Source organism: Haloarcula sp. 1CSR25-25 (assembly GCF_032027985.1).
In the GTDB taxonomy this organism is placed as follows: domain Archaea; phylum Halobacteriota; class Halobacteria; order Halobacteriales; family Haloarculaceae; genus Haloarcula.
Window position 1 is genome coordinate 167,943 of record NZ_JAHYBW010000007.1, and the last position, 14,217, is coordinate 182,159.

The 14,217-nt window shown below is 56.1% G+C and carries 18 protein-coding genes; 9 read left to right on the forward strand and 9 right to left on the reverse strand.

Annotated elements, in window-relative coordinates:
• Window positions 1-140: 140 nt before the first annotated feature.
• Both KZ498_RS18650 and KZ498_RS18660 read left to right on the forward strand, forming a co-directional pair.
• Window positions 141-731, forward strand: a complete 591-nt coding sequence (locus KZ498_RS18650) for a plastocyanin/azurin family copper-binding protein (RefSeq protein WP_081926966.1) — start codon at window positions 141-143, stop codon at window positions 729-731.
• Window positions 732-917: 186 nt separating this feature from the next.
• Window positions 918-1,841, forward strand: coding sequence for a rhomboid family intramembrane serine protease (locus KZ498_RS18660; RefSeq protein ID WP_049984672.1), 924 nt, complete (start codon window positions 918-920; stop codon window positions 1,839-1,841).
• 65 nt (window positions 1,842-1,906) lie between these two features.
• Here KZ498_RS18660 and KZ498_RS18665 read toward each other — a convergent pair whose 3' ends face one another.
• The gene (locus KZ498_RS18665; RefSeq protein ID WP_049984673.1) at window positions 1,907-2,101 is read right to left on the reverse strand and encodes a hypothetical protein; all 195 of its coding nucleotides are present in this window, start codon (window positions 2,099-2,101) and stop codon (window positions 1,907-1,909) included.
• 83 nt (window positions 2,102-2,184) lie between these two features.
• Here KZ498_RS18665 and KZ498_RS18670 point away from each other — a divergent pair, with 83 nt between their 5' ends.
• Window positions 2,185-2,583, forward strand: a complete 399-nt coding sequence (locus KZ498_RS18670) for a type IV pilin N-terminal domain-containing protein (protein ID WP_081926968.1) — start codon at window positions 2,185-2,187, stop codon at window positions 2,581-2,583.
• A 393-nt stretch (window positions 2,584-2,976) separates the two neighbouring features.
• Here the strand turns inward: KZ498_RS18670 and KZ498_RS18675 are convergent, their stop codons facing one another.
• The 6 genes from KZ498_RS18675 to KZ498_RS18700 form a co-directional block, all read right to left on the reverse strand.
• Window positions 2,977-3,537: a DUF420 domain-containing protein gene (locus KZ498_RS18675; RefSeq protein ID WP_049984675.1), complete on the reverse strand. Its 561-nt coding sequence runs from the start codon at window positions 3,535-3,537 to the stop codon at window positions 2,977-2,979.
• Between the two features lie 292 nt (window positions 3,538-3,829).
• Entirely contained in the window at window positions 3,830-4,528 is a 699-nt protein-coding gene (locus tag KZ498_RS18680; protein WP_049984676.1) for a DUF1405 domain-containing protein, read from the reverse strand.
• 12 nt (window positions 4,529-4,540) lie between these two features.
• Window positions 4,541-5,011, reverse strand: coding sequence for a hypothetical protein (locus KZ498_RS18685; protein WP_081926977.1), 471 nt, complete (start codon window positions 5,009-5,011; stop codon window positions 4,541-4,543).
• Window positions 5,012-5,013: 2 nt separating this feature from the next.
• The gene (locus KZ498_RS18690; protein WP_049984677.1) at window positions 5,014-6,018 is read right to left on the reverse strand and encodes a DUF63 family protein; all 1,005 of its coding nucleotides are present in this window, start codon (window positions 6,016-6,018) and stop codon (window positions 5,014-5,016) included.
• 81 nt (window positions 6,019-6,099) lie between these two features.
• Window positions 6,100-7,329 carry an RNA-guided endonuclease TnpB family protein gene (locus KZ498_RS18695; RefSeq protein ID WP_049984678.1) on the reverse strand — a complete coding sequence of 410 codons (1,230 nt, stop codon included), beginning with the start codon at window positions 7,327-7,329 and terminating at the stop codon, window positions 6,100-6,102.
• A 3-nt stretch (window positions 7,330-7,332) separates the two neighbouring features.
• Window positions 7,333-7,479: a DUF2080 family transposase-associated protein gene (locus KZ498_RS18700; protein ID WP_139246813.1), complete on the reverse strand. Its 147-nt coding sequence runs from the start codon at window positions 7,477-7,479 to the stop codon at window positions 7,333-7,335.
• 444 nt (window positions 7,480-7,923) lie between these two features.
• Here KZ498_RS18700 and KZ498_RS18705 point away from each other — a divergent pair, with 444 nt between their 5' ends.
• Both KZ498_RS18705 and KZ498_RS18710 read left to right on the forward strand, forming a co-directional pair.
• Window positions 7,924-8,772 carry a cation diffusion facilitator family transporter gene (locus KZ498_RS18705; RefSeq protein ID WP_197052306.1) on the forward strand — a complete coding sequence of 283 codons (849 nt, stop codon included), beginning with the start codon at window positions 7,924-7,926 and terminating at the stop codon, window positions 8,770-8,772.
• A 167-nt stretch (window positions 8,773-8,939) separates the two neighbouring features.
• Window positions 8,940-9,764 (forward strand): M48 family metalloprotease, encoded by an 825-nt coding sequence (locus KZ498_RS18710; protein ID WP_049984680.1) that lies wholly within the window; start codon window positions 8,940-8,942, stop codon window positions 9,762-9,764.
• A 400-nt stretch (window positions 9,765-10,164) separates the two neighbouring features.
• Here KZ498_RS18710 and KZ498_RS24735 read toward each other — a convergent pair whose 3' ends face one another.
• A complete protein-coding gene (locus tag KZ498_RS24735; protein ID WP_081926978.1) occupies window positions 10,165-10,494 on the reverse strand; it encodes a DUF1405 domain-containing protein in 330 nt (109 codons plus the stop codon).
• Window positions 10,495-10,668: 174 nt separating this feature from the next.
• On the opposite strand from KZ498_RS24735, the gene KZ498_RS18715 reads away from it, so the two are divergent.
• Together KZ498_RS18715 and KZ498_RS24740 are read left to right on the forward strand one after the other, a co-directional pair.
• The gene (locus tag KZ498_RS18715) at window positions 10,669-11,337 is read left to right on the forward strand and encodes a hypothetical protein (RefSeq protein WP_081926979.1); all 669 of its coding nucleotides are present in this window, start codon (window positions 10,669-10,671) and stop codon (window positions 11,335-11,337) included.
• A gap of 428 nt (window positions 11,338-11,765) precedes the next feature.
• The gene (locus KZ498_RS24740; protein ID WP_049984683.1) at window positions 11,766-12,035 is read left to right on the forward strand and encodes a hypothetical protein; all 270 of its coding nucleotides are present in this window, start codon (window positions 11,766-11,768) and stop codon (window positions 12,033-12,035) included.
• 80 nt (window positions 12,036-12,115) lie between these two features.
• Here the strand turns inward: KZ498_RS24740 and KZ498_RS18725 are convergent, their stop codons facing one another.
• Window positions 12,116-12,838, reverse strand: a complete 723-nt coding sequence (locus KZ498_RS18725) for a CPBP family intramembrane glutamic endopeptidase (protein WP_049984684.1) — start codon at window positions 12,836-12,838, stop codon at window positions 12,116-12,118.
• A 216-nt stretch (window positions 12,839-13,054) separates the two neighbouring features.
• Here KZ498_RS18725 and KZ498_RS18730 point away from each other — a divergent pair, with 216 nt between their 5' ends.
• Both KZ498_RS18730 and KZ498_RS18735 read left to right on the forward strand, forming a co-directional pair.
• Window positions 13,055-13,687 carry a DUF420 domain-containing protein gene (locus KZ498_RS18730; protein ID WP_049984747.1) on the forward strand — a complete coding sequence of 211 codons (633 nt, stop codon included), beginning with the start codon at window positions 13,055-13,057 and terminating at the stop codon, window positions 13,685-13,687.
• Between the two features lie 132 nt (window positions 13,688-13,819).
• Entirely contained in the window at window positions 13,820-14,023 is a 204-nt protein-coding gene (locus KZ498_RS18735; RefSeq protein WP_049984685.1) for a hypothetical protein, read from the forward strand.
• The last annotated feature ends 194 nt before the right edge of the window (window positions 14,024-14,217 follow it).

Consider the following 14,217-nt stretch of genomic DNA (forward strand, 5'->3'; position numbering starts at 1 on the left):
GCAGTCCAGTCGAGGTATTGCAAGGTAGTGAATCGTCTCGGGGTCAAGCCCCGGGACATCCGCCTTGATCCAGGTGTAAACCATCGTTATTCGATAACCGTACCAGAACACCCAACCCGTTCGCTTGCTAATTTTCCAGTATGACCGTAGGCGATAGCTCTGTCTCCCGACGGGCATTTCTTCGGTCAGCCACGGCCGTGACAACGGCGACGGGCGCTACCGGAATCGCAGCTGCTCAAGAGGGACAGTCCAAAACAGTCGAGATGAACGACGATCTCAAATTCGTCCCTGCGGATCTGACGATTGCCCCCGGAACGACTGTGGTCTGGGAGAACGTCGGATCTATTGCTCACTCGGTCACTGCGTATGAAGACAACATCCCGGAGGGAGCATCGTACTTCGCGTCGGGTGGATTCGACGCGGAGCAAGCTGCTCGGTCTGCGTATCCTGATGGCAGCATCGAGGGGGGCGGAACCTACGAGTATACATTCGACACCGAAGGGACGTTCGATTACTTCTGCATCCCACACGAGTCCGCCGGAATGACGGGTACAGTTTCTGTTCAGCAAGGCGGTGGAGCTGAAGGAGGTGGTGGCGGAGAATCAGTTCCTCAAGTTCCTAATAGTGCAAAGACACTCGGCGTTGCCACGACTGGCGCGATGGTACTGACCCTTGGTCTCGCCTACTTTTTCATGAAATACGGTGGTGATTATGGCGAATTCGAAGAATAGCACTTTGCTCGATCATTATGACTGGCCAGTTGGAGACAACTACCACGTGCCGTTCAACTTCCTGGATAATCTCCTCAACAGAGACAGGTGGTTCCAACAGGCTGAAAGGACCCGACTCCACTCCCTGCAGTTGGCCAAGCCTCCGGACGCAATCGTCTCCACACTCAACCCCGCTTCGACGTAACGATGGCTGAGTGTGACGAGTGTGGCGCGGACGAGAACCTACCGTACCAGTGTCGTCGGTGTGGCAACACGTTCTGTGCCGCCCATCGCCTCCCGGAGAGTCACAATTGCCCCGGACTGAATGACTGGGCTAACCCCGATGGCGTTTTCGATTCTGGGTTTGATGACTCGATCCAGAATCGAGGTCGTGCCGAGGAGGGTGTGCTCAAGCGGGTAAAGTCTACTGTTGGACGACAAACGTCCACCCATAGTGTGGTCAATTTCTTCCCGGGAGGTCTGACCAATGTCTTCCTTGTGCTGATGTGGGTGACGTTTGCGATGCAGTTCGTCATTTTTCCCGTTCTCTTCGGAATCTCTCCCGGATCATCTCTGTGGCGGTCAGTGTTCGTCCTCTCGACACAGCATCCACTGTATGTCTGGACGTGGCTCACAGCTATCTTCGCCCACGGTGGCTTCACACACATCGCCGTCAATAGTATCGCACTGTACTTCTTCGGACCAGTCGTCGAGCGTCGCCTCGGGGCAATGCGCTTCACAGTGCTATTTCTCGCCACGGGCGTGCTCGCTGGGCTCGCACAGGTTGGGGCGACACTGCTCCTGAATCCTGGAGTACAGTCGGGAGTTGTCGGCGCGTCGGGAGCCATCATGGCTGTCATGGGGGTACTCACCGTTCTCCGACCCAAGCTCACGGTATATCTGTACTTCGTACTCCCAATCCCGCTCTGGATGCTTACCATCGGGTTCGCCGTTTTTTCGACCGTCGCCGGCTTTTCCTCGATAGGTCCTGGGGGTGTAGCGAACTGGGCCCACCTCGTGGGGATCGGTATCGGCCTTGCGTACGGAGCGGTTGTCAAGAAAGGACAAAACGTCCCCGAATCGATTCACGTTGGTCGCGGTCCGGGCCGCTCAGGCCGGCGCCGCTTCTGAAAGAACGCACAGACGAGTCACCATCCATTATCATCATCCGCCTCGAGAAATCCCGCCACGTTTGTTCAGCTTGAAAGACGAGCACCCACAAGAAGTGCAGCACCAATGAATACGATCGCGAAAATAGCGCTTTCGAGTGGGCCGATCACTTCGAAGACGTCATTTGCGACGGTCCAGATAGCATCAGCGTACAGAACAATGAGGAGGCCGAGCGTAAGCATCACCATCGCAAGCCCTGAACCATGCACGTCAAGGTCCATCCCGTTTCCGAACTTACGAGCCACTGATCAAAAGTCTGCGGCAGCATTATGAAGATACAGGTTACCTACAGGGATGATATCTGATGATTGACTTCGATGATGGAGACCAATTATTGAACATCATCGGAGTTATCCTACTAGTATTCATCATTCTCTCCGTGGCGGTTCTCATCCTCGCAGCTATGTCCGCTCAGGAACGATCCGCTGAGCAACCAGAGACAGACTGGGACCTGCAACAAATTAATGAGAGCTATGTCAGGATCATACATGCTGGTGGCGAACCTGTTCAGACAGGGAAACTCAGCGTGACCGTTGATGGAACCCCTCGTCATCCCCAGTGGACCTCGATCACTCTTACAGAAGGCGCATACGGAGTCGTCCGAGTGGGGGACGGTGTCACGGTAACGCTCTTGTGGCAACACTCAGAATCAGAGCGGGACGTATTGCAACGGTGGCAGCTCTCCAGAACGACAACTCAGTGATTTCCCACGCACCTGATCGGCATTTCCACCTATCGAATAGATTTTAGGTCCGCTCTTCTAGGGTAGGTTGTAGATTCGTTCATAGGCTGTGATAGGCGGATAGCTTGGGCTTGACCCCAAGCAGGAAGCCGATAGGCTTAGTTGACTTCGGTTCCGTATCAGGGGCACGTCCTCCAAGGCCACACGTGTCTGGATGATTGGGCTACCAGTCAACTGGCCCCGAAGTCGGGGACGGCGAGTCCGAGTGGGAACAGAGTGGTTCCGCCCGTCAGAGGGGGAGTCCACCGACAAGCCCCGTCCATTGTGGTCGGGGCAGCTGACAACGTCGTCCTGTTCAGTATAACGCGAATGGCGGTCGGCAGATGGAACGGTGGAAGATCAAGTCGGGGAAACTCAGTAGACGACGTAGAGCAGCAGATAGACGACGATACCGAGTGTGAACGAGACGAGCCACAGCGACGTGGCGATTCGTCCTATCGTCGGATGACGCGTCTGTGGAATCTCTTGGATTGGCCGCGTCATCGCAAGAAGGAGCACGTAGTAAAGCAATGGAACGCAGATGATGGCGAGCGTGATGTGAATTGCGAGGAGCGGTAAGTAGGCGAACTGGCGGATGGCTGCCGGACCCGTGAACGGAGTCGGCCCTTGCAGTGCCACCTTGTACAAATAGAGCGTGAGAAACACCGCAAATAAGACCACACTCGTGAGCATCGCCGCTCGATGACGGGCGATCCGACCGCCACGAATCCAATACCATCCGGCTCCAATAGTGAGTATAGCGAGTCCACTGATGATCGCGTTGACGAACGGAATTACGCTGAGCACCCACGCTGGGGCTCGTGGAAGAAGGCTCTTCGGGATCGCTCCAAGGGCGGCGCCAAATACGAGCGCCAGTGAAATGATGGACAGGAGTCCAGCGACTTCCGGGACGCGGTCTTTCACACGATACTCCATATTTGGACTGTCTCAGTTCAAGCACTTGAAATCGGCGAGTGATGTTGCAGATGGATTAAGGTACGACTGGGAAGAGCCCGCGTCCACGGCATTTACTCGGGACAGTCGTGTTCGTCTCGTCAATCGCCCTCCTGTGGTGGCGTCCCACCGTGTGACTCATATCAGCTTTACATATTGTATTGACTGTCGGCCCCGACGGGCCTCCACCCATAGAGGCAGCCAGCAATCGTGGATGCCCCGGTCGCCAGCACACTTCCTCTCCAGCGAAGTACCGTTCGTCGTGAGTACCCCTTTATTGTTGTATTCCATGTGTATGGGAATCATCCGTTGGTTCGAGCTTTTTCACCCGCGTCGCCAGCGCGAGGAACGTCGCGGCGAGCGTCAGCGTCACTGCCGCGGCCGCCGCGAGGTCATGGGCTCGCACCGAGTGGTCGAGTGCCCCGTTGACGAGTTCGACCCGCAGGAACGTGTGATGGAACTCCCCAACGAGCGGCGCGAAGTAGTCCACGACATCGTTAACTCCGTACCAGACGGTGGCGACTGCGACCGCACTGACTGGGAACTCGGCGTAGCGATAGATCAGGAACGACTGCAAACTCATCGCGAGATGGCTGACAATGAGAAACCAGTAGAGCCAGGGTTCAATGCCGCCCGGCCCGTTGAGAAACAGCTGGACGAACGGCGTCCAAAGCCCGAGTTTGATGTTGCCGAAGAAGGCGAGCATGTGGAGCCACTCGACATCGTAGTCCAGCTTCCACGCGGCGAGACTAAGCGCGATCAACAGCGTTGCGCCGGGGCTATCTGGGACGAACGGCCACATAACGAACGGCGTCTGGGTGAACTGGAAGCGGTAGTACCAGAACCCGAACGCAGTCCCGGCGAGATTGATCGCGACGACGAGCCACGCATACCGAAGTGCGAAGTCCTCGAGACGCCGGGGAAGCGGCGCGAGGTACGAGGGGAGATCGTCCCGAGAGATGGTGGTTGCCATTAGCCACCCGGCTCACATTCTCGACTCGCTATCGGAGCGGTTCATCATGATGATTCCGCTGATCAACATCAGGACCGCGAGCGCGACCATCCCGAGGTCCCAGCCCATCCCGGCAGTCATCGACGAGCCCATACCACCGCTCATACTTCCACTCATACTGCTGTCCATCCCCGTTCCCATACCGCCTCCCATCCCCCAGTTCATGCTCCCAGTAACGCCGACGATGGCCTGGTTGAGCAACATCACCAGCGAGTAGCCGATCATCAGCGCCCCACTCGCGTTTCCGAGTCGGCTGGCGTAGGGCGTCAGCAGGACGACGCCGTGAACGACTACGACAACGCCGAGGACCGCCATGAGAAGCCCGCTGTTCGAACTCATCATCCCGCTGCCGGTGGTCGCAGAGAACAGCGAATACACTCCCGAGACGAGGGCGATTGCCGCGCCGTACTGTCGTGTCGTATCGTTCGTGTTCATCGTATCCATTATCAGACTCCAAGCATCATTCGGAGTGATCCGCGAACGCCCATCGGCAGCCCGATTGCCCCGATGAAGAACGTCATGAGCCACCACCAGGTCCGGTTCATTTCAGGCTTCGCGTCCGCGAGGTACCACACGATACCACCGGTGACGAGGAATTTGAGAACGAACGTCGATCCAGGAAATCCGGTCGCTTGATAGATGAGGTTGGTCAGAAACATCTTCGGCGAATACCCGAGGAAGGTAACGCCAATGAGGTTTTGTGCTGCGTCCCACAGTTGGCCGAAGACGGCGAGCAGGAGCATCGGATGACGGAGGTGGGCGACATCAACGAATCTCACGCCCCAGTAGTACAAAGCGGTCACACCGAGCGCAATCCCCGTCGTCGCAACCGGGACCCAGAGTCGAAGCGGAGCGGCTGTTGTCGCCCCGTACAGGAATGCCCAGCCGACAGCGCCTACCGCCCAGATTGCTCCAACTACACCGACGGTCCCCGGAATCGAAAGGAATCCCCGGTTACGAGCCAATGCTCCGACGCCGAGTGCAAGGATCGTAATGGCGGTGACGACGAGATAAATCGTAGGCGTGATGAACAAGACAGCATAGTCGCCGAGCAGCCCGATGTCCTCCAGCGCTCGCATCGCTCCGCCGGCGATAATTATCGGTGCGAATCCGTAGGCTAGTCGAGCGTCGAATGTGACGTTCAGGTACCGTAGATATGCACGCAATCCCGGGAAACTATACCCGACTGCGGCGAGATACGTCGCTGTGTTCACAATATTGTAGCCGGTAACTGCGCGAACGCCGTCGTGGACTACGGGACGGCCAGCAGCATCTGCGACGACCGGCCCCCAGAGATATTGCCAAATAAAGCGGTCGTAGACGAGAGCCGGAAACACAAGCATGGAGATCGCACCAAGGACAATTGGAGCCAGAAGATAAAGCAACCACCATTCCTTGCTTCCTGTCTCAGGGAGAGCTTCTACTGTCTGCTTCGAGAAATAAGAACTCATTTCGAACGTCTATACGTTATCTTTGCCTCACCGACTAAAGTGTCTGGGTACTATTCCGCTGGAGTAGTGAACTACCCCACCCTACTCGCTCACCGCTGACGCGGTTCGCTCTTTGAGGGTGGGGCTTCCTGTTTCCACGACGTGCTTTGCAGATACGGACGTATCCACAGGGAGCGCAGTCTCCACAGGCGTTGATTCGGAGTGAACCACTCCTACTTCTTCAAGACCGCGAGAAAGAATATTCCACGCCGCGTTCGCGTCCCTGTCTGCCTCAAACCCACAGGCTGGACAGGAGTGTTCGCGCACCCACAGCGGCTTCTCCGTTGAGACACCGCAGGACGCGCACTCCTTGGTCGTCCCTCTTGGATTCACCGCGACAAAGTGCGTTCCTTCGCGCTCACACTTGTATTCGAGCATCCGCAAGAACATCCCCCACGCCGCACCCGCTCGGTTCCGCGAGTTGCCCGGTAGTTCGACCAAACCTTTCGCGTCCAAGTCTTCAACCGCTACAAAGTCGTACTGGCGGGCGTAGTGGTTCGACAACTTGTGAAGGAAGTCCCGACGCTTGTGCTTCAGGTCGGCGTGTCGTTCGGCCACAACTCGGCGCTGTTTCTCCCAATTCGCAGAGCCGTGTTCCTTCCGCGAGAGGTCACGTTGTGCGCGTTCGAGTCGCTCACGTTCCTCGCTGAAGTCGGGACTCTCGATGGCGTACCCGTCGGTGTCGTGAGCGTACTTGAGGATTCCCACGTCGATGCCAACGACCCGCTCGGGATTCTGCGGCTTCTCTGGTGTAGCCTCGTCCACGTCGATGCCGAACGTGGCATACCACTCGCCCGTGGGTTCGCGTTTGACCGCGACCTGTTTGATGGTCGCGTTCTCGGGGATGTCTCGGTGGAGGTGAATCGGAATCTCGCCGATCTTGCTCAACCACAACGTGGGCCGACCACTCGTATTCTTGAGTTCGAAGCCGGACTGGTTGTAGGTGAGCGACCGATACTCCCGAGGTGGTTTCCACTTGAGCATTCCCACGGCGCGTCCATGCTCCTTCTGTGCTTTAAGTGTGGAGAGGTTGTCGTAGACGCGCTTGACGACCATCTGGAGAACTTTCGAGTGGACATCGCCGAGGTCGTCCCACCACGATTTGAGGTCAGGGAGTCGCCCCTGCACTTCGTAGCGGGCGGGGATGTCGTCTGCCTCGTTGAGCAGGTGGAGGACGTGGTTGTAGAGTTGCCTACAAGTATCGACGTGGTACAGAAGCTCTTCTTCGAGGGTTTCTGGCGGGTTGAGTCGATACTTGTAGTTGTAGTGCATGGGCTATTCGTCTGGGTCGGGATCGGAGACGCGGACGACTTTCACGTCGGCTCCGCGCCAGCGTTTGGGAACGATGACGTGGGCGCTGTTCCCTGACGGTTTTGCCGTCCCGTCGAGGACTTCCTCACCTTCGATTTCAAACCTATCCACACTGATGTATAGACTATGGATAGACATAAAGGTAGCGGTGGGCCTGTGAGCCGAGCGGTGAACGTGTTTGAGGACTGTGCGGCGCTGTATCCCCTCCCTACTGCGCTACTCGGTCGCTTCGCTCCCTGCGTTGCTCCTTGAGGAAGGGGACTTAGCGCCTAATTCCAGTTAACTCCCGCTCGCTCACAAAACACTTGTTGTGACGTAGGGTTGTCCAATATATCTGGTATAATCCAGGTATCCAGTCTTTCTGGTCTGTCACCCAGAGCATCATCGTTTCTCTATGTGTGGGACACGGGACTACGCCCTCGTACGATCGAATCTCCGGCCCGTACTCTTAACCTAGTTAATGCAGAACGCGTAGATGGGTGATTTTGCTTGGGAACTACTCAGAGCCACAATAGCGGACACGGTCATGGTAATGGCGAACGGAGCATCCGGAAATTGGCTGGCGTCGCCCTAATCAATATTGTCGGCTTTGTGATCGAACTCGCTGGTGGTCTCCTCTTTGGTTCCGTGGCACTGGTCGGCGACGCCTTCCATATGCTGTTCGACGCGCTTGCGTACGTTCTTGCCTTCGGTGCCGCCTACGTCTCGCGACGTGCTGAACCGGGTGAATACTGGTCGTACGGGCTGGACCGGGTTGAGCCGTTTACTGCGTTTCTGAACGGCATCCTCCTCGTCCCGATGGTCGGCTACCTCGTCTGGGAGTCCTATCAGCGATTCCTCAACCCAGTCGAGATAGATCCGTTAATGACTGCGGGACTCGCCACAGGCGGACTGCTCGTGAACTTTGCATCTGTGTACTACTTACAGGGAGGCGAAATGAACCTCAACGAGAAGGGGGCGTACTATCATCTCATCGGGGATACCGGCGCGTCTGTCGCCGTCATCGTTTCGATGCTCGTCGTTGAGTTCACGGGATCGACACTCGCTGACCCGATCACTGCGGTGTTGATCGCGGTCATCATTATCTGGTCGGCCGTGAAACTGCTCAGAGAGAGTGGAGAGATTTTCTTCCAGCGAAGCCCGGTCTCGGTCGACGAAATCGAAAACCGACTGCGGGAGGTTGACGGCGTGGTCTCGATCGCCGATGTCCACGTCTGGCAGCTATCGAGTACGATTCGCGTCGCGTCCATGCATCTCCAAGATAACGTCCAATCTCTCGAAGAACGAGAGAAGCTCAAGAAGCGCGTCGTCGACGTACTCCACGAGGAATTCGGCGTCGACCACGCGACGGTCGATATGTCCGCTGAAACGAGCGAGTTATCCCAGGTTCCAGACCATAGCTGATAATAGTACCTATCACGCACGTATTCAGTAGGTTTCAGGCAGCATCCGTCAAACAGCGATCAAGTACTACTGCAGTGACGCTCGGCATCTACAGCGAGGACTCTTGAGCGTATCGTACCAGCCCCCAATACCGCCGGAGCTTAATGTCTCCGAGGCAATAGTCGATCATGCGCCACCTCGGTTTGAAAGCTCGGATGGCCGTCGTCGGTTCCGTCCTGTTCGCCTTCTACGCCGTCGCCGCGGTCGTGGTGATGGGCGTGTTCGGCTGGCCGCTCTGGCTTGTTCTCCTCGGGAGTATTGGTTTCGTCGGCGTCCAGTATAAACTCGGCAAATGGATGGCGCTCCGGAGTGTCGGTGCTGAGGAGCTCCCTGAAGACCGCTATTCGGATATTCATCGACGAGTCGAATCGCTTGCCGATGATATGGGCATCGAGAAACCTCGGCTCATGATCGCCCGGATGGGTGTTCCGAACGCCTTCGCCATCGGTCGGAAGGGAGCCGGGACGGTCGTCGTCTCCGAAGAACTACTGCAACGCCTCGAACCGGATGAGGTTGAGGGCGTCCTCGCACACGAACTCGCCCACATCCGAAACCGCGACGTCGTGATGATGGTGCTCGGCCAAGGTGTCGCCTCTATCGTCGCGATCGTTGCTCAGTGGGCCGTCCTCCTGTCGGGAGACAACGACCTCGCGGACTTCTTCCTTGCAATCGTTGTTGGGCAGATCACGCAGATGCTCGTGATGCTGTTCGTGTTCGCCATCTCGAGGTACCGCGAGTACGTCGCCGACAGCGACGCCGCATCAGAAATTGGGAGCGGCGAACCGCTTGCGACGGCACTTGAAAAGATCAGCCGGGGCACCGAACGGGCGCGTGAGTCGGAGGTTGATGCTCAGGTGAACGCCTTGTGTATCTTCGGCGAGGAACGCGGCCTCGCCCGCCTGTTCGCGACGCATCCACCAGTCGAAAAACGCATCGAGCGCCTTCGCAGGTAGATGGCCGCCTTACGGACGCTCCTAGCAGCCGTCCTCGGAATCGGCATAGGAATCCTGTTGCTCGCATATCCAGAGACCGTAATCCGCGTTCAGACCGCAGGTCGCATTCCCTCAGATCGAAGTGGTGAGTACGGTACCGAGGCCCCGGTCTCGGATCGCTGGCGGCGGGTGGCACAGCTCGTCGGGGGCGCCTCACTTGGCCTCGGACTCTACTTTGGCGCAATCGCAGTTATGTGACGGGAGAAAACGTCTCAAGAAACGGATGAGGCAGAGTTGACGCCGACGTGGGGTGAGAGGGGGTCGGGAGTGAGTGGGGGGTGGGCTACGGGACAGGTGGCCTCTGACAGCGGCGATGCCTATCAGGGTATCACCCCACAATAGCGTCTTGGAGTAGGGGAACTTATGGTTTTCTCATAAAAAACCGATACCAGACGAACAGCGCCAGCTGACCACGACGACACCGGCCGGAAAGGCTACATAACGGTAGACCACGAACGCCCGAAAAATAATCGCCAGATGACTGTTGACCAGAACGACGTACAACGACATGTCGATTCCGGCTGAGACCGTTGAGCACGAGTTGGACGTACGGCGTCCAGAGGCCGAGTTTGATATTGCCGTAGAAGGCGAACATATGGAGACATTCCTGTTCGTCCCCGAGCTTCCTAGTGGCGAGACGGAGCGCCATGAACAAGGTGGTAGCCAGACTATCGGGGATGACCGGCCACATGACGAGTGGTGTCTGTGCGAACCGGAAGCGATAGTACCAGAACCCAAACGTGGTGCCCGCGAGTTAGTTCGCTACGATGATTCACGCATACCGGAGTTATCTTCTACCGGGCTCCAGCAGACTAAAGCAGAGACGCGTGGATTTATTGAACCAGACCGCAGAATTCAACCCAGGATGGGCGGAGTCGCACTCGATACCTACGTTCGACGTCTCAGGCCGAACCGACTGACAGTTCTTAGTGCGATTGCTGTCCTCCAACTAGAGATACTGCTGGTTCTCGGTTACGTCATGATCCGTGATGTACGCATCACAGAGCCACTCATCCTTGTCTATCCGTTTCTCTGGATCAATGTCAGTCTGTGGGTGCTCCTCACGACAACGACTGACTCGTCATCACGTGGGTACCGCCACCTCGCCACAGTAGTTGGGATCGGGTATTTCCTCATCTTGGCCTATTTTGGCGGACTCCTCGGGTTCGGTACTGGCGCGAGGGTGATTCCGCTCCAAATTGACTGGACGCTCCCGCCGGGATATAGCCCAGTCCTGCTTTATCAAGGCTCGCTCCTCAGGCTCGTTCTCGAACCGTACAAACTTATCGGGTATCTCACCCTCACCTACCTCGTCTACACAACCGTTCTTGATACCGCTGGCAGTGCAGTCTCAGGTGTTGTCGGCCTCTTCTCGTGCGTGAGTTGTTCGTGGCCCATCCTTGCAACGGCCGCAACGAGTCTATTTGGGAGTTCCTCCGCTGTGGCTGCCTTCGCACTTGACCAGACGTACGGGCTTTCGACCCTCGCGTTCCTCTCCGCTATCGCTCTCCTCTACTGGCGACCATTACGTTGACAATGTCTTCGCCTGAAGGCGGGTGTATTCGCGTCCCAACTTTCATAATCACAGTTCGATTGATCCATTGGTAATCAATAGCATCGAGAGTTCAGTCAAATGGAAATCCGGGAACGGGCTAGAGTCCGTAATATTGTCATATAATGTCAATTAGCATTTATTTAAGTGTAGTGGGGATTCTCAGATTATAGGAAAACGAACCATCATTATATTGACTTCAAGCCGATTTAGCTAAACAACAATGGCTGAAGGTATCTTCTCAGGCACCAAACACACGCTCGGCTCCCCAGTGTCTGCTCGAAGTCGGTGGCTGGAGTTCGATGAAATGAGTCTCAAAGCCATCGTCTACAACCTTAGTCGGGGTGTCCGGTCCCCGTGTGATCAACCGTCATATGTCGAAATTACAGAATTGGCTACAACCAGCTAATATGACTAGTATATTATCACTTGTTCCGCTGCAGGTGATCGATAGCTTCCTACTGAATTATAATATCGGTCAAGTGATCCTCTTCTTCTTTCTTCTCGCACTCATGGCCGGGATTTTCCGTAGATCTGGAAAAATCACCGCGATCATTGTGATGCTTTTTGGACTCATCTTTCTCTTGACTCCCTCAAGCCTCGCGCCAATTCACTACCAGTATCTCGGCATCGCTCTACTCGTCACTGGCCCAATTATGTACACATCCACGAACCGGTGAACGGTTTTTGGCGAAGTGTTGGCACAACTCGCCTAGAATCGCTCTACCATACATATGCATCGCATCGGCCGAAACGCTACTTACGTGACTCGAACGTAGAGAGCGGAGAATAAAACGGCATTATAGACACCGTGTATCACGGCCGGAATCACGAGGTTTTCCGCGTATTCGTAGGTGGCACCGAGAACGAGCGCAAGAACGAACACGACAGCCATATAGGTGAGTTGGCCGTCGCCACTGAGAGCTGTCGCGTGGCTCACAGCGAAGATCGCACTCGCAATGACGATTGCACTCACCGGTCGAAAGGTTCGTCGGAGCGTTCCCTGGATGAGCCCCCGGAATAGGAGCTCTTCGCCAGGACCAATGAGCAGAAGAGAGAAGGGCACCAGCAATAGGAGCACGTCTGGGTTTTGACCACCAATTTGTGCCACTTGATTTTCTGCGACGGGAACGCCGAGTGCTGAGATAACGAGATTCATCGCCCCATAGAGGACAAAAAACACGAGGAGCCCGCCGACAGTCCAGCCAGCGTCTCGGAGGGTCGGACGCCGGAGTGCGAGGAAGTTGAGGCCGAGCCCACTCAGTTTGAGATAGCCAATGGCTAAAAGACCAAACGTGACGCCCTGTAACATCACCGTCGAAATGACGAGCTGAACCGCTGGCGCATTCATCACATCAACACCTGCGAAAATGAGCACCTGGGCCGTGAGAAAAACGACGAGTGCTCCAACAACGAACCCGCTGACGGCTAATGCAACGGCCGTAAGCAAGCTGCGGCCTCGATGCCGTAGTCCCGTCTCCATACTTCTAGTTTCTGGATTGGCGTCGCTTGTACCTTCCTGTCTGCCGATCCGAGTCCCGATTGTTGCTGGTGTACGCAGGCGTACGGTAAAGTCGTGGAACACGATACATATTCGGACTGGCTGTGTTGTCGGAGGGGGACTACCATCGATCTGGACGGCGGTATGGCTCTCCCGCGAATCGAAATACCGTTTGGCCTGGACCTGAAAGGGGGTGACATGGCAATCTCGGAGGATGTCCGCCGCTACACACGCGCTCATCCACGCCACGTCACCGCAGTCGTGAGCGTGATCGGGTATGTTGTCGTCATTGGAGCATTCGCAGGGATGGTGCCGGTACCTGAGATCGGGGCAGCAACTGTCCAACTGTTCTCGGATCTGATCGCGGTCATCAATACCACCGCCTTAGTCTTGTTAGTTGCTGGCTGGCGGTTCATCAAACGTGGCGAGATTCAGAAACACCGAGCGGCGATGCTCACGGCCTTCGGCCTCATTATGCTCTTTCTCGTTCTGTACGTCTGGAAAGTGGGTGGCGGGTTCGAAAAAGCGTTCGTCGGCCCGACGCTCGTCACGTACGTGTACTGGGCACTGCTCGCTGTCCATATCCTTCTGTCAGTCGTCTCGGTACCGGTCGTCCTCCATGCGGTTATACTCGGGCTTACGCACTCTCCCGCGGAGCTTCGTGATACCGTTCACCCTCGTGTCGGTCGAGTTGCAGTCGCTGCTTGGACGCTGAGCCTGTTCCTCGGCGTCGTGACGTACATCCTGCTCAACCATATCTACGACTGGGAACGCGTTCGGCTCAGTACCGCCGTCATTCTAGTGTTCGGACCGGTCGTCTGGCGGCGGTAAATCTTCTAAAGTAGTACTAAGTAGCGATGTCTCCATCTATCACCTGCATCGGTTCATCAGTAGGTCAGATAGTAATCGAACTGGCTGCTATAATTCGGTTGAATTATACCCCACGAGACGAACCCTCAGCGTATGAACAAGGGACTTGGCAACGCAATAGTGGTGGCAATGCTACTCTTGCTGTTTATAATGTACATCCTGTATGTATTGACCCCAGATCCAGCAGGATCGCCGACGGTGAGCTTGATTATTAATGGCTCCCTTGGGGCTATCATCATCCTCACCATCGCTCTCGTTGGGATAGTGATGAGAGACGCTGAATTCGGCACACACTAGTCAACCACCAAGCAGCACGACGAGGGTGAATCAGTAGCAGATTTTCGACCGCGAGCAGGAATAAAAGATCAATTTCACGACAAGCCCGGGGTCACCAAACCAAAGCTGTAGGTCAAACGAGACCAAACAGAATCGATCCCAATAGTCTGGCGAACCGCCTCGGGGTACAAGCCACGAGACACTCGCCTTGATTA

Excerpts from the sequence above, each read along its gene's own strand:
- KZ498_RS18650 (WP_081926966.1), top strand. The coding sequence starts at position 141 with ATGACCGTAGGCGATAGCTCTGTCTCCCGACGGGCATTTCTTCGGTCA.
- KZ498_RS18660 (WP_049984672.1), top strand. The coding sequence starts at position 918 with ATGGCTGAGTGTGACGAGTGTGGCGCGGACGAGAACCTACCGTACCAG.
- KZ498_RS18665 (WP_049984673.1), bottom strand. The coding sequence starts at position 2,101 with ATGGACCTTGACGTGCATGGTTCAGGGCTTGCGATGGTGATGCTTACG.
- KZ498_RS18670 (WP_081926968.1), top strand. The coding sequence starts at position 2,185 with ATGATTGACTTCGATGATGGAGACCAATTATTGAACATCATCGGAGTT.
- KZ498_RS18675 (WP_049984675.1), bottom strand. The coding sequence starts at position 3,537 with ATGGAGTATCGTGTGAAAGACCGCGTCCCGGAAGTCGCTGGACTCCTG.
- KZ498_RS18680 (WP_049984676.1), bottom strand. The coding sequence starts at position 4,528 with ATGGCAACCACCATCTCTCGGGACGATCTCCCCTCGTACCTCGCGCCG.
- KZ498_RS18685 (WP_081926977.1), bottom strand. The coding sequence starts at position 5,011 with ATGGATACGATGAACACGAACGATACGACACGACAGTACGGCGCGGCA.
- KZ498_RS18690 (WP_049984677.1), bottom strand. The coding sequence starts at position 6,018 with ATGAGTTCTTATTTCTCGAAGCAGACAGTAGAAGCTCTCCCTGAGACA.
- KZ498_RS18695 (WP_049984678.1), bottom strand. The coding sequence starts at position 7,329 with ATGCACTACAACTACAAGTATCGACTCAACCCGCCAGAAACCCTCGAA.
- KZ498_RS18710 (WP_049984680.1), top strand. The coding sequence starts at position 8,940 with ATGCGCCACCTCGGTTTGAAAGCTCGGATGGCCGTCGTCGGTTCCGTC.
- KZ498_RS24735 (WP_081926978.1), bottom strand. The coding sequence starts at position 10,494 with ATGTGGCCGGTCATCCCCGATAGTCTGGCTACCACCTTGTTCATGGCG.
- KZ498_RS18715 (WP_081926979.1), top strand. The coding sequence starts at position 10,669 with ATGGGCGGAGTCGCACTCGATACCTACGTTCGACGTCTCAGGCCGAAC.
- KZ498_RS24740 (WP_049984683.1), top strand. The coding sequence starts at position 11,766 with ATGACTAGTATATTATCACTTGTTCCGCTGCAGGTGATCGATAGCTTC.
- KZ498_RS18725 (WP_049984684.1), bottom strand. The coding sequence starts at position 12,838 with ATGGAGACGGGACTACGGCATCGAGGCCGCAGCTTGCTTACGGCCGTT.
- KZ498_RS18730 (WP_049984747.1), top strand. The coding sequence starts at position 13,055 with ATGGCAATCTCGGAGGATGTCCGCCGCTACACACGCGCTCATCCACGC.
- KZ498_RS18735 (WP_049984685.1), top strand. The coding sequence starts at position 13,820 with ATGAACAAGGGACTTGGCAACGCAATAGTGGTGGCAATGCTACTCTTG.